Annotated in this window: 13 protein-coding genes; 6 read left to right on the forward strand and 7 right to left on the reverse strand. The window is 70.4% G+C overall.

The features are described 5' to 3' along the window. Positions 1–27 precede the first annotated feature (27 nt). Both ACFWXQ_RS11705 and ACFWXQ_RS11710 read right to left on the reverse strand, forming a co-directional pair. Positions 28–816: a 2-keto-4-pentenoate hydratase gene (locus tag ACFWXQ_RS11705; RefSeq protein WP_383946429.1), complete on the reverse strand. Its 789-nt coding sequence runs from the start codon at positions 814–816 to the stop codon at positions 28–30. Next, complete coding sequence (locus tag ACFWXQ_RS11710; protein WP_383946426.1) at positions 813–1,445, reverse strand: TetR/AcrR family transcriptional regulator; 633 nt, start codon at positions 1,443–1,445, stop codon at positions 813–815. Before ACFWXQ_RS11710 ends, ACFWXQ_RS11705 begins: the two co-directional genes overlap by 4 nt. A gap of 93 nt (positions 1,446–1,538) precedes the next feature. On the opposite strand from ACFWXQ_RS11710, the gene ACFWXQ_RS11715 reads away from it, so the two are divergent. From ACFWXQ_RS11715 to ACFWXQ_RS11730, 4 genes are all read left to right on the forward strand, one after another. Continuing rightward, entirely contained in the window at positions 1,539–3,185 is a 1,647-nt protein-coding gene (locus tag ACFWXQ_RS11715) for a bifunctional 3-(3-hydroxy-phenyl)propionate/3-hydroxycinnamic acid hydroxylase (protein ID WP_383946423.1), read from the forward strand. A 60-nt stretch (positions 3,186–3,245) separates the two neighbouring features. Beyond that, the gene (locus tag ACFWXQ_RS11720) at positions 3,246–4,118 is read left to right on the forward strand and encodes an alpha/beta fold hydrolase (RefSeq protein ID WP_383946420.1); all 873 of its coding nucleotides are present in this window, start codon (positions 3,246–3,248) and stop codon (positions 4,116–4,118) included. After that, complete coding sequence (locus tag ACFWXQ_RS11725) at positions 4,115–5,128, forward strand: VOC family protein (RefSeq protein WP_383946418.1); 1,014 nt, start codon at positions 4,115–4,117, stop codon at positions 5,126–5,128. Before ACFWXQ_RS11720 ends, ACFWXQ_RS11725 begins: the two co-directional genes overlap by 4 nt. A 108-nt stretch (positions 5,129–5,236) precedes the next feature. Continuing rightward, the gene (locus ACFWXQ_RS11730) at positions 5,237–5,746 is read left to right on the forward strand and encodes a DUF6174 domain-containing protein (RefSeq protein WP_383946415.1); all 510 of its coding nucleotides are present in this window, start codon (positions 5,237–5,239) and stop codon (positions 5,744–5,746) included. 248 nt (positions 5,747–5,994) lie between these two features. Here ACFWXQ_RS11730 and ACFWXQ_RS11735 read toward each other — a convergent pair whose 3' ends face one another. The 4 genes from ACFWXQ_RS11735 to ACFWXQ_RS11750 form a co-directional block, all read right to left on the reverse strand. Next, positions 5,995–6,525, reverse strand: coding sequence for a hypothetical protein (locus ACFWXQ_RS11735; protein WP_383946412.1), 531 nt, complete (start codon positions 6,523–6,525; stop codon positions 5,995–5,997). A gap of 218 nt (positions 6,526–6,743) precedes the next feature. Beyond that, positions 6,744–7,397: a DUF305 domain-containing protein gene (locus ACFWXQ_RS11740; RefSeq protein ID WP_383946410.1), complete on the reverse strand. Its 654-nt coding sequence runs from the start codon at positions 7,395–7,397 to the stop codon at positions 6,744–6,746. 85 nt (positions 7,398–7,482) lie between these two features. Beyond that, on the reverse strand, positions 7,483–7,920 hold the full coding sequence (locus tag ACFWXQ_RS11745) for a DUF6153 family protein (RefSeq protein ID WP_383946407.1): 438 nt from the start codon (positions 7,918–7,920) through the stop codon (positions 7,483–7,485). A gap of 218 nt (positions 7,921–8,138) precedes the next feature. Continuing rightward, positions 8,139–9,383 carry a DUF418 domain-containing protein gene (locus ACFWXQ_RS11750; RefSeq protein ID WP_383946404.1) on the reverse strand — a complete coding sequence of 415 codons (1,245 nt, stop codon included), beginning with the start codon at positions 9,381–9,383 and terminating at the stop codon, positions 8,139–8,141. Positions 9,384–9,559: 176 nt separating this feature from the next. On the opposite strand from ACFWXQ_RS11750, the gene ACFWXQ_RS11755 reads away from it, so the two are divergent. Further along, positions 9,560–10,225: a response regulator gene (locus ACFWXQ_RS11755; protein WP_383946401.1), complete on the forward strand. Its 666-nt coding sequence runs from the start codon at positions 9,560–9,562 to the stop codon at positions 10,223–10,225. A gap of 68 nt (positions 10,226–10,293) precedes the next feature. Next, entirely contained in the window at positions 10,294–11,412 is a 1,119-nt protein-coding gene (locus ACFWXQ_RS11760) for a sensor histidine kinase (protein WP_383946398.1), read from the forward strand. Positions 11,413–11,490: 78 nt separating this feature from the next. Here ACFWXQ_RS11760 and ACFWXQ_RS11765 read toward each other — a convergent pair whose 3' ends face one another. Then, positions 11,491–12,210, reverse strand: coding sequence for a DUF5134 domain-containing protein (locus ACFWXQ_RS11765; protein ID WP_383946395.1), 720 nt, complete (start codon positions 12,208–12,210; stop codon positions 11,491–11,493). Between the last annotated feature and the right edge of the window lie 61 nt (positions 12,211–12,271).

Consider the following 12,271-nt stretch of genomic DNA (forward strand, 5'->3'; position numbering starts at 1 on the left):
GCGAAGCCCGCAGGCCGACGAAAGGCCTCAGGCGAAGGTCACCGACACCGGGCCGAGGACGCTGAAACGGGCCTCGATCCGCTGGCCGGCGCCGACGAAGGGTGCCGTGGTCATGGCACCGGGCAGGACCACATGTCCTGGCTCCAGCGCGGTGCCCAAGGCGGCGAGGGTGTTGGCCAGCCAGGCGACCGCGGCGGCCGGATGCCCCAGGACCTCCTTGCCGCTGCCCGTGGCGACGGGCTCGCCGTCGACGAACAGGTCGACGGTGACGGTGGCGAGGTCGGGTGCGTCGGACAGGGGTGTCCAGGGGCCGCAGACCAGACCGGCCGCGCTGGCATTGTCGGCGACCGTGTCGGCGAGGGTGATCTTCCAGTCGCGGATCCGGCTGTCGACGATCTCCAGGGCCGGGGCGACCGCTTCGGTGGCCTCCAGGACGTCCTCGACGGTGACGTCGGGGCCGCGCAGGGGCCGGGCGAGGCGGAAGCAAATCTCCGGTTCGATGCGCGGCCGGCAGTAGCGGGCCGCGGGCACCGTGCCGCCGTCGCGGTGGACCATGTCGTCCAGGAGGTGGCCGAAGTCGGGCTCGTCCACGCCGAGGAGTTGCTGCATCGCGGCCGCGGTGAGGCCGATCTTGTGGCCGACGACGGTGGCTCCGGCGGACAGGCGCCGGGCGATGTTGCCCTGCTGGACGGCGTAGGCGTCGGCCAGTTCCAGTCCTGGCAGCAGGTCCGACAGCGGGTCGATCGGCGCCACGCGCCGCTCTGCCTCGCGCAGGAGCCGACGGGCTTCCTCGCGCTGTGGTGCGGTCAGGGTCATCCCTGGCTCCTCGATGCCAGGCGGCTCGCCGCGTCGTGGATCAGCTCTGCGTGCAGTTCGAACAGCGCCACCAGGTCGACGGCGTCGCCGTTGAGCTCCCGGTGCACGAACAGTCCGTCGGCCCCGGCGACGGCGTAGGTGGTGAGGGTGCGTACGGACTCGTCGTCCAGGTCCGGGAACAGGGTCCCAACCACCTCGGCGATCTTCTGGGCGGCGACTTCGCGGACCTGGAGGAAAACCGTCCGGCCCCGGGGCTCCACGGGCCGTCGCTCAAGGGCGAGCATCAGGCCCAGACGCAGGAAGTCCGGCGCGTCGACCAGCGATCTCGCCACGTTCGCCGCCATGACCCTGACCCGCTCCAGCGGAGTCCCGATCTCTTCCCTCGGTAGTTCGACGGCCGCCAGCCAGGTCTCGAAGCTGCGCTCGATGACCGCGGCGATCAGGTCGTCCTTGTCCTTGAAATGCCAGTAGATCGAGCTGGCGGGCAGGCCGCACTTGGCGCTGACCGCCGCGATGGACGTGCCTTCGTATCCGCGCTCGCCCGCGATCTCCACCGTGGCGTCGAGGATGCGCTGCCTCGACTCCACCCCGTTCGCACGCTTCCTGCGCGCTGTCTGCGGCTTGGTCATCGGGTGTGCCCTTCCTGGTCGTACCGGCACTTGACCGTCTTCTGCAGTCACCTTACCGTAGCGGTCATTCCAATTGGAGTAAACGCTACAGCAATGAGTTCGCAACACATCGCGAACAGGGACGACAGCGAGGTGGGCCTGGTGAGCGGAGTCAGTGGCGAGGGCGGCGACTACGACGTGGCGGTGATCGGCTACGGGCCGACGGGCGTGACCGCGGCGAACCTGCTGGGCGCGACGGGCCTGCGGGTCGTCGTGCTGGAACGCGACGCGGAGATCTACACCCGGGCCCGGGCCATCTCCACCGACGAGGAGGTCATGCGGATCTGGCAGCGCATCGGTCTGGCCGAACGGCTGGGGCAGGACATGCTGACCGAGCGGCCCCTCGACTTCGTCGACGCCCGCGGCCGCCCCTTCCTCTCCGCGCACCCGACCCCGCGCGGCCACGGGCATCCACCGCAACTGTTCATCTACCAGCCCGCGTTGGAGCAGGTCCTGCGCGACGGGGTGGCCCGCCATCCGAACGTCGAGGTGCTGCTGCGACACGAGTGCGTGCGGCTGCGCCAGGACGCGGACGGGGCAGGCGTCGAACTGACGGTGGTCGGCACGGCCGACGACTCGGTGACCCGGCTGCGTGCCTCGTACGTGATCGCGGCGGACGGCGGCTCCAGCCTGATCCGTGCGCAGCTGAACGTCGGCTACGAGGGGCGTACGTACGAGGACCGCTGGGTGGTGATCGACACGGAGATGATCAAGCCCTGGCCTGACCACGACCGGCTGCGCTTCCACTGCGATCCGGCGCGGCCAGCCGTGGACTGTCCCACCCCGCTCGGCCACCACCGATGGGAGTTCCCGATCCTGCCGGGCGACGACGAGACGTACCTGACCACCGACGAGGCGGTGTACGCCCTCGTGGCCCGGTACGGAATCAGCCGGGACAGCATCAGGATCCTGCGGGCCACCGTCTACAGCCACCATGTGCGCTTCGCCTCGCGCTTCCGGGTGGGCCGGGTCTTCCTGGCCGGTGACGCCGCGCACGCCATGCCGCCATGGATCGGCCAGGGCATGGCAGCCGGGGTGCGCGACGCGGCCAACCTGTGCTGGAAGCTCGACGCCGTCCTGCGCGGCGAACTCCCCGAGACCGTGCTCGACACCTACGAGGCCGAGCGGAAACCGCATGTCAGGGAAGTCACCAGACGTGCTGTGTTCGTCGGGCGGATCATCACCGAGCGGCGCAGATCCGTGGCCGCGGTGCGCGACTCCGGACTGCGGCTCCTCAACCGTGTGCCGGGCTTCGGCAACTGGTTGCAGGACTCGAGCTGGATACCCGTCGCCCGTTACGCCACCGGTCTGCAGGCGCTCCCCCGCACCAAGGCTTCCGGACTCCAGATCCCCCAGCCCTGGGTGACCGGGCCCGACGGGGTCCGCGTACGGCTGGACGACGTGCTCGGCAACCGCTGGCTGCTCCTGCACAGCGAATCGGCCACGCCCCAGCCCACTTGGGACCGGCCGGGTGTCCCCTCACTCGCCGTCACGCCCGCCGGGTCGCGGCCGGCCGAGGGCACCCTCGTCGACAGCGACGGTGTCCTGTTGCCCTGGCTGGCCCGGCACCGTGCGGCCACCCTCGCCCTGCGCCCGGACGCCTACGTCTACGCCGCCGCTCCCGCGGGTGCCCAACTCCCGCCGCCCCCGGCCGGATTCGCTCCGGCGACGCGTCCGACGACCGCGACCACCAACCAGTGATCCCCTCCCCCGCGATCAACCCAACGATCCAGTCCCAGTAATCCAGTCAGCGAGGACACCATGACCACACAGACCGAGCTGCCTTCGATGCGTGAGTCCATGCTCGACATCGCGGGTAAGAAGATCTTCGTCGCCGAGACCGGTGACGGCCCGCCCCTGCTGCTCCTGCACGGCGGTGGCCCCGGCGCCTCCGGGGTCTCCAACTACGGGCGCAACATCGCGGCCCTGGCCGAGGAGTACCGGGTCGTGGTCCCTGACCTGCCCGGTTACGGACGCAGCGGCAAGGGCATGGACGGTACCGATCCGTTCGGCCATCTCGCGGACCACATCCGCGGGGTCATGGACGAACTCGGCCTGGAGCGAGCCCACTTGGTCGGAAACTCCTACGGCGGTGCCTGTGCGCTGCGGCTCGCACTGGACACACCCGACCGGGTCGACCGCATGGTGCTCATGGGGCCCGGCGGTATCGGCACCACCCGCTCGCTCCCGACACCGGGCCTGAACAGTCTGCTCAACTACTACGGCGGTGACGGGCCTTCGCGGCTGAAGCTGGAGACGTTCATCCGCCAGTACCTGGTGTTCAACGCCGCCGACGTCCCGGACTCCGTGATCGACGAGCGCTACCGGGCCAGCATCGACCCCGAGGTCGTCGCCGCCCCGCCATTGCGTCGCCCGTCCGGACCGAACGCGCTGCGCACGCTGTGGAAGATGGACTTCACCCGTGACCGGCGCCTGGACCGTCTCCCCGTACCCACCCTCGTGCTGTGGGGTGCCGAGGACCGGGTCAACCGGCCCGGCGGCGGGCGCATGCTGGCCGACCGCATGCCCAACTGCGACCTGTATCTGGTCGCCAACACCGGCCATTGGGTGCAGTTCGAGCGGGCCGAGCTCTTCAACCGGCTGTGCGCCGACTTCCTGGCGGGCCGACGATGAACGCACCTGGGAACGCATCGGTGTTCGGTGCCGTCCATCTCGGCTACATCGTCATCGAGACCAACCGCTTCACCGACTGGCGCCGCTTCGGCGCCGAAGCCATCGGCATGCACCACGACGCCCTCGACGCGGACTTGATGCGCTTCCGACTCGACGACCAGGAGTGCCGCTTCCTGCTCCGGCGCGGCCCGGCCGAGGACGTCGTCGCCACCGGCTGGCACGTCGACGACCACGCCGCCTTCGAACGGATCGAAGCCCGCATACACGCCCACGGTGTTTCCATGGCCCACGGCACCCCCGACGAAGCCGCCCTGCGCGGCGTTGAACGCCTGCTGCGGTTTCCCGGCCCCAAGGGCATCACCCAGGAGATCTACACCACCCCGCTGAAGTCGGCGGAGCCACTGCGCATGCGGGCCTCCGGATTCGTCACCGGTGACTCGGGGATGGGGCATGTCGCGATCACGACCGCCCAACCGGCCCAGCTCCGGGGCTACTTCAACACCGTCTTCGACGCCCGCCTGACCGACTGCATCGACGAGACCATCAACGGCGTCAAGCTCAAGATCCGCTTCCTGCGCGTCAACGAGCGCCACCACTCCATCGCCGTCGCCGCCGTCCGAGGCCTGCCCGTCGACCCGGTACGCACCCGCGTCCAGCACCTCAACATCCAGGCGGCCACCCTCGACGACGTCACCCAGAGCTATCAGCGCGTGTGCGAACTCGGCTTCGACATGGCCCTGTCCATCGGACAGCACACCAACGACAAGGAGCTGTCCTACTACGCCCGTACGCCCTCGGGCTTCGAGTGGGAGGTCGGCTGGAACCCCGTCGTCGTCGACGAGACCACCTGGGAGCCCAGCACCCACCAGGGCATCAGCATCTGGGGCCACACGCCCGTCGGCCGGACCATCGTCGACACACTCGACCAGTTTCGGCTCGCCGCCTGCTCCCTGGCCCGCCGGGAGGACACCGTCCCCGCCCTCAGCGGCACCGGCATCCCCGACAGTTGATCAGGCCGTCACCCTTCGAGAGCTCTCGACTGTCCACGGCATGGGCACTGCCCGAACGTTCCCGGGCCGACCGGCGTCATAGCGATAGCCGTCCCCGAGGGAGCCACCATGACCGCCGTTCGCATGACCGCCGTTCACCCCAGTCGTCGTTCTGTGTCCGTCGCCGGACTGGTCGGAGGGTTGCTGTGGGCGACCGTCGCCTGTGGGACCGAGTCGTCCTCGGGATCCGCCCAGGTGGCCGAGCCGGAGCCCGCCACGTCCCCGAGCGGTACCACCTGGCGGGAGCCCGACTCGTACGTCTACACGCTCAAGTCGAGTGAGGGGGAACGGAGTCTGATCGGCACCTTCCGGGTGACCGTCCGCGACGGCAAGGTCGCGGAGGCGGTCGGTCTCGACGCGGACAGCCGGCGGGTGGTGAAGCAGTTGCCCGGTGAAGTACCCACCATCGGCGAGCTGTTGGACGAGCTGGAGCAGGCTCGGCGCGACGACGCCGACACGGCGGAGGCGGAGTACGCGCCCGACGGCCACCCGGAGCGGATCTCACTGGACTGGGACAGGAACACGATCGACGACGAGGCCCTGTACGTCATCAGCGCCTACGCGCCGGCCGCCGGTTGACGCACCGATCCCTTCGCGGGTGACTCCGCGTCGGTGGGTGTCTCCGCGTCGGCGTCACCGGCGTCAACGTGACCGGCGTCGATCGCGTGCGGCGGAGCCTCGTCGGACGGCTCGGATGACACTGCCGGCTCGGAGGGCTCGGAGGGCTCGGACCTCACCGAGCATGAGCCCAGGTCAACGCGATACGTCCCCTCACGGCCTCGGCCGTGAGGGTGCGTTCGGTGACTGGAGCGGGTGCGGGGCCGCCCCTAGGACGAGCTCGGTTCGGGCCCGTACTTCGACGAACTCTTCGACGAACTCGGGGAGGGCTGCGCGTGCATGGCCTCCAGGTCCTGGACGGTGCCGCCAACCTTCTTGCGCAGCGGGCCGAGCATGTTCGGCTTGGCGCTGATGGCCCAGCGCGGGCCGACGAGGTACTTGCCCCCGTAGATGGCGGCGCTGTCCAGCCAGGTCAGCTTGTACTTCTCCTCGGGAAAGGTCGTGATGAGGTAGTCGCCCTCGGGCGTGTGGCAGACACCCTCGCGGAGTTCGTCCGCGTCCGTTCGGATCTTGACCTTGCAGCCGGTGAGGTTGGCGATCACCTCGACCTTCGCCGGCGCCACGACCGCGGCCATGGCGGCGGTCGACGGCTTGCTGTCGCCCTCGGCCTTGTCGTCGCTCCCGCCGCTGCAGGCCGTGACCAGGGGAAGAAGGGCGAGGCTGCCGATCAGGGCGGCGCGGCGCACCCCGCGGGCGGTGAAAGTGCGGCCGGTCCGTCCTCGCTGTGGCTGCTGTGACACGTACCTCTCCGAATCCGGGCTGTTCCCGGCCGCGCGAGCGGCCAGACGTACGACAAGGGGTACGGGTGAACGTACGTGGCCGTTCACCCGTACACGACCGAAGGTTGCGTTCCGAACGCCGAGATCACCAACGGACCGGGCGCGGTGCGGGAAAGCCTGCCGCCCGGGTGGGCCGACGAGACTCTCACCCCGTCGGCCCACCATGTTTTGACGAGGCGTCAGCCCTTGGCGAGCATCTTGTTCATCTGCTTGATCTCGGCCGTCTGGGCTGTCACGACGTCGTCCGCGAGCTTCGTGGCAGGACCGTACTCGCCGTCGGCCTTCTCGGTCTCGGCCATCTCGACGGCGCCCTCGTGATGTTCGACCATCATCGTGAGGAACATGGTGTCGAACTCGGCGCCGGATGCCTTCTCCAGCTTGTCCATGTCCGTGCCGCTCATCATGCCGGGCATGGCGGACGCCATGTCGTGGTCCATGGCGCCGGACATCTCCTCGGGCACGTCCTCGCCCCACGAGGTGAGCCAGCCCGACATGGTCTTGATCTCCGGGTCCTGTGCCCCCTTGACCTTCGCGGCCAGGTCCTTGACCTCCTGCGAGGAGGCTCGGTCGGCGGCCAGTTCGGCCATGTCGACGGCCTGGCGGTGGTGCTGGATCATCTCCTTGGAGAAGTCGACGTCCGCGTCGTTGTGGTCGCCGGCCTTGACCGGGGCGGTCGCGGTGGGGCCGGAGTCGGACTCCATGGACCCCATGTCGTGTCCTCCGCTGCCGCTGTCACTGCTGCTGTCACTGCCGCAGGCGGCGAGGACGAGTGCGGCGGCTCCCGCGGTGACGGACAGGGCGGTACGGCGTACGAGTGCGCGGTGCGCTGTCATGCTGGAACTCCTGGGACGGTGGGAATGAAGGGCATGCCTGAGCGCGGCGCCGCGCCAAGTGGCGTGCGACGCCTCGCGGGCCGCTCTAGATCCGCAGGAGTTGGAGTTCGGAGAGTGAGGGCGGCGCCCGGCCGCCGTCGGGTCCGCTGCCGGTCGAGGAAGCACCGACGGCCTTTGGTACTCCGGCGCAGGCCGCCACGTCGGGCAGCAGCACCGGCACCATCGCTGGCGAACCGGCGACCGACGCGGACGCGCATGTCGGATCCGCGTGCTGGGCGTGGCCCGTGCAGCCGCCGCCTTCGCCGTGATCGCAGGCGTCCGGCATCGACGCCACCACGCCCATGGGCGCGGCCACCGGCATCGGATCGTGAGCGGCGGCGCCCGCAGGAACCGGTCCGAGGCCGTGCATGCCGACCAGGCCGAGGAGCAGCGTGCACACGAGCAGCCCGACGAACCGCGACGTCGATCGCGGTCGAACGAGCTGTCCGAGGCGGTTCACCGCCTCGTCGCGGGCACTGGCCATGGGTCCCTTGCGTCTCGGGTGCCACCGGAGTGGATACGAGGGATGATACCTACCCGGGGTATCCAGCTGTGCCGAGGGGTCCGATGTCCGGCCAATCCACCGGGCAAGCGCCCTCCTCCGCCCCGCAGGGCTGCCTGAGCACCCGTGCCCGTGCCGCCCGGTCGGGCCGGGCGGCACGGGGGGCACTGGGGGGGCACTCATTCGCTCTGATCCGGACGTCACTTGATGTGGCGAGTGACCCGTGTGGTGGCGTGGAGCAGGTACTCCAGAGGGCCGCGGCGGAATCGTCGTGTCCAGGCGGTCGCCAGCAGCATGGCGGTCGCGATGAAGGCGAGCAGTGCGACCAGGGCCGGGACGGTCTCCTCCTCCATGCCGACCACGTAAATGGCGAGGATGTGCAGGACGTAGGCGGTCAGGGAGATCATGCCGACCGCGGCGACGGGCCTGGCGAGCCGCGTGACGCGGGGCATCCGGGCCGCGACGGTGACGCAGGCGGCCACCACGAGGAGCGCCGCGCCCGTGTTGCCGAGGATGGAGAAGGTCGTCTGGCTGTGCGGCGCAGCCACCAGCAGCCAGGCGGCCGGGGTGCCGTCCGTGAGGTAGCCGACGGTGTCGGACCACCAGGCCGAGGCCGCCGAGTCTCCGTCCGTGGCCGCGGCGACGGTGGCGTGCGCGTTCGGGACCAGGTGCAGGGCGAGCCACGAGCCGCCGTAGCCGAGGACGGCCAACCCGCCGCCGGTCAGGGCGAGTCGGGCACGGACCTTGGCCCGGCCGAGGTCGAGCCGTGCCACCACCATGCCGACGATCATGAACGGCATCCACGTGAGCACCGGGTACTCGCCGGTGAACAGCAGTTCGACGAGACCGTCCGTGTCACTGATCCGCGCCAGCGGGTCCCAGCGGATGAAGGTGTCGGCCCAGTCCCCGTTGTCGATCGACTGGCGGATCACGTACAGGAGTTGGGGCATGACCAACGCGCACGCGGCGCCGATGACCGCGAGCGTCCGGACCCGCAGCCGGTACAGCGGGAGCACGGCGAGGAACGTCAGTCCGTAGAACGCGAGGATCACGTCGACGTCGGTGTCCAGTGCGGTCAGGGCGAAGCCCAGCATGACCAGGACCATCGAGCGGATGAGGATCCTGCCCACGGCCTGCCGTCCGGCCCGGCCGGTACGGGGGTGCGGGCGGCCGGTGATGAGGACGAGCGAGAAACCGGCGAGCAGGGCGAAGAGCGCGGAGGAACGCCCGCGCGCCAGCTCCAGCACGAAGCCCAGCGGCCCGCCCACCGACGGGTCCGGGCCGACATGGGCCGCGTACATGCCGAAGACCGCGAGTCCGCGGGCCAGGTCGATGCCTATGAGCCGTCCCGTCGACGGAGAGGGAGCTGTGGTGGGAGTGCTGCCTTGTTCCGAGGCAGGCGCCGGGGACAAAGCCGTTGAGACCGATGACGCGTCATGTGTCATGCGCTTCAGGATCGCGCGTGTGCGGACTCCAACACATCCGGCAGGTGGCCGGAGTTGCCCCGCCGACCGGCCGGAGCCGCCCCCGTCGCCCGGCGAGCGCCGACACGAAGGAACCGGAAGGGGCTCCTGGGCGTCGTAGGAGTCCAGCGGCGGCCCCGGGGCGAGGGAGCGCAGGTTTGATCCGGGTACTGGTGGTCGACGACGAGGCTCTGATCCGTACAGGCTTCAGGCACATCCTCGACTCCGCGGACGGGATCGAGGTCGTGGCGGCGGTGCCCGGCGGCCAGGCGGTCCAAGCGGCAAGGGAGTTGAGTCCCGACGTCGTGCTGCTCGACATCCGGATGCCGGACGTGGACGGGCTCACGGTCCTGGCCGACCTGCGCCGGTTGCCGCAGCCGCCCACGGTGGCCATGCTCACGACGTTCGACATGGACGAGTACGTGGCGACGGCACTGCGTTCGGGGGCGGCCGGGTTCCTGCTCAAGGACACCGATCCCGTGCAACTGCCGTTGCTGGTACGCAGTTTGGCCGACGGCGGTGTCGTACTGTCGTCCCGGGTGACCCGGACCGTGGTCGACGGGTATCTGGACAACGGCCCCCACGAGGCGGCCGCCCGTTGTGTGGCCCAGCTGACCGAACGCGAGCGGGCCGTTCTCGTACTCATCGCCGAGGGACTGTCCAACACCGGTATCGGGGCGCGGATGCATCTGAGCATCGGCACGGTCAAGGACCATGTGAGCGCCGTCCTCGCCAAGTTGGAGGTGGGCAGCCGCGTCCAGGCGGCGCTGCTCGCCGAGCGCGCCGGTCTGCTCAGGCCGCCTCGTGACCCGGAGGACGGGTGAAGCCCCGCGCGGGACTCACGGGACTCACGGGACCAAGAGCAGGACCGGAAGCGGGACCGGAAACACGGATGAGGAACCGCCGCCTGCCCGCCCCACTCATGGACGCCATGCTCGTCGCGGTCTCCCTGGTGGATGTCTGGATCCACTTCGACAGCGAAGAGCGGCTCCGCATGGCCTGCGCCCTGCTCGCCGCATTCTCTCTCGTACTGCGTCGCCGTCTGCCGCTGGCGACGTTCCTGCTCGCCCTGCCCGCGGCCCTGGTCGGCGACGCGGTACTCGCCACCCTGATCGCGCTGTACACCCTCGCCTCCCTCAGCCGTCGTCGCGTGCTCCTGGCCCTGTGCGCGCTGGCGTTCGCGGCGTGCGACATCACCTGGTGGTCGTGGCCGTCACCGGAGTTCGCGGATCTGTCGGACTCCTCCGACCTGCTCACGGTCACCTACAGCCTGGCCACGGCGGTCGCGCCCGTCTTCCTCGGCCAGCTCGTCCAGACCGGACGCGAACTGTCCCTGCGCCTGTCCGAGATATCCGAGGCGCGGGAGCACGAACGCAGGCTGCTGGCCCAGAGCGTGCTGGCGAAGGAACGCGCGCAGCTCGCCCGGGAGATGCACGACGTGGTCTCCCACCAGGTCAGCCTGATCGCCGTACGGGCCGGAGTGCTGCAGGTGGGCACGCGGGACCCGGAGGCGAGGGAGGCGGCGGCCACGATCCGGCGGCTCAGCGTGCAGACGCTGGACGAACTGCGGCACATGGTCGGCGTGCTGCGCGCCTCCGGAAGCCGTCCCACGGAACTGACTCCGCAGCCGTCCCTGGCGGACCTCCAGCGGCTGGTCGACACCAGCGGCATCGAGGCCGCGCTGCGCACGGACCTGCCCGACGACCTGCCGGCGACCGTCCAGCGCGCCGTCTACCGAACCGTCCAGGAAGCGCTGACCAACGTACGCAAACACGCCCCCGGGGCCACCGCCACCATCCACGTCCATCACGCGGACGACACCGTCCACGCCACCGTCACCAACGCCTCCCCCACCCGTCCCGCGCTCCCCCTGCCCGGCGCGCACCACGGCCTCGTCGGCCTGCGCCAGCGGGCCGAACTCCTGGGCGGCACCGTCACGTTCGGCCCGACGGCGGACGGCGGATACGAACTCCGGTTGCGCCTCCCGGTCCAGGACCAGGACACGGCATGACGTCAGAGCCGTCGGCCCGCAGACGGCCGTCGTCAAGCAGCCGTCCGTCGTGAAGCAGCCGTCTTCACGCTGCTGTCTTCACGCTGCCATCATCAGAAGCATCGTCGCCATCGAGCCGCCCATTCCGACGTGACCGGCCAGGCGCGCGTTCGGCACGGTGAGCAGCGAGGGATGCCGTCGGGCGTGACGGTGGCGGGTCCGCGTGCCGTCGGCCACGGCGGGCAGCGACCCGTCCCTGCCGCGCAGGCGGGCGCGTACGGCCAGAGCCATGAAGATCACGAAGTACGCGGCCAGCGCCCAGAAGGCCACCCGCCAGGCGAGCGCGCCTCCGGCGGAACCGGCCGCCTCGGCCACACCCCCGTGACCATGGGCGCCCGCGCTCTCCATACCGGCCATGCCCGCCATCCCTCCGTGCCCGGCGGAACCGGCCAGCGCGAGAGCAGGTGAGGTGGTCGTTCCCGACATGGCCAGCGTCATGAGCACCATGGCGGCGCTGCCGATCACGACGTGGCCGCCGTGACGCAGGTACCGCAGACCGCCCCGGGCCGCATGCCGTACGGACAGTGCCACGCCGCCGAGACAGAAGGCGCCGAACACCGCGGCCCACCAGGTGCTGTGCGTGCCGTAGTGGCCCGCTGTCGGCGGAGCGGCCATCACGGCCATGCCCGCGCCCATCACGGCCTCGGCCGCCGCCTCGAACCGGGCCCAGCCTCTGACGAGAGCCATCCGAAGCAGGTTGCCACCGGCCACGCCGACGCCCAGCACCACCAACGTCCAGCCCAGAAGCGGTCCCGACATGACGCCACCCTTCGGGGGAGCCGGGCCCGTTCTCCGGCTCACCGATCGCCGACCCCTACTT

The sequence above is a fragment of the Streptomyces sp. NPDC058697 genome, assembly GCF_042715345.1.
Taxonomy (GTDB): Bacteria; Actinomycetota; Actinomycetes; order Streptomycetales; family Streptomycetaceae; genus Streptomyces; species Streptomyces liliifuscus.

Excerpts from the sequence above, each read along its gene's own strand:
- ACFWXQ_RS11725 (WP_383946418.1), top strand. The coding sequence starts at position 4,115 with ATGAACGCACCTGGGAACGCATCGGTGTTCGGTGCCGTCCATCTCGGC.
- ACFWXQ_RS11765 (WP_383946395.1), bottom strand. The coding sequence starts at position 12,210 with ATGTCGGGACCGCTTCTGGGCTGGACGTTGGTGGTGCTGGGCGTCGGC.
- ACFWXQ_RS11760 (WP_383946398.1), top strand. The coding sequence starts at position 10,294 with ATGAGGAACCGCCGCCTGCCCGCCCCACTCATGGACGCCATGCTCGTC.
- ACFWXQ_RS11750 (WP_383946404.1), bottom strand. The coding sequence starts at position 9,383 with ATGACACATGACGCGTCATCGGTCTCAACGGCTTTGTCCCCGGCGCCT.
- ACFWXQ_RS11745 (WP_383946407.1), bottom strand. The coding sequence starts at position 7,920 with ATGGCCAGTGCCCGCGACGAGGCGGTGAACCGCCTCGGACAGCTCGTT.
- ACFWXQ_RS11710 (WP_383946426.1), bottom strand. The coding sequence starts at position 1,445 with ATGACCAAGCCGCAGACAGCGCGCAGGAAGCGTGCGAACGGGGTGGAG.
- ACFWXQ_RS11715 (WP_383946423.1), top strand. The coding sequence starts at position 1,539 with ATGAGTTCGCAACACATCGCGAACAGGGACGACAGCGAGGTGGGCCTG.
- ACFWXQ_RS11720 (WP_383946420.1), top strand. The coding sequence starts at position 3,246 with ATGACCACACAGACCGAGCTGCCTTCGATGCGTGAGTCCATGCTCGAC.
- ACFWXQ_RS11705 (WP_383946429.1), bottom strand. The coding sequence starts at position 816 with ATGACCCTGACCGCACCACAGCGCGAGGAAGCCCGTCGGCTCCTGCGC.
- ACFWXQ_RS11730 (WP_383946415.1), top strand. The coding sequence starts at position 5,237 with ATGACCGCCGTTCGCATGACCGCCGTTCACCCCAGTCGTCGTTCTGTG.
- ACFWXQ_RS11740 (WP_383946410.1), bottom strand. The coding sequence starts at position 7,397 with ATGACAGCGCACCGCGCACTCGTACGCCGTACCGCCCTGTCCGTCACC.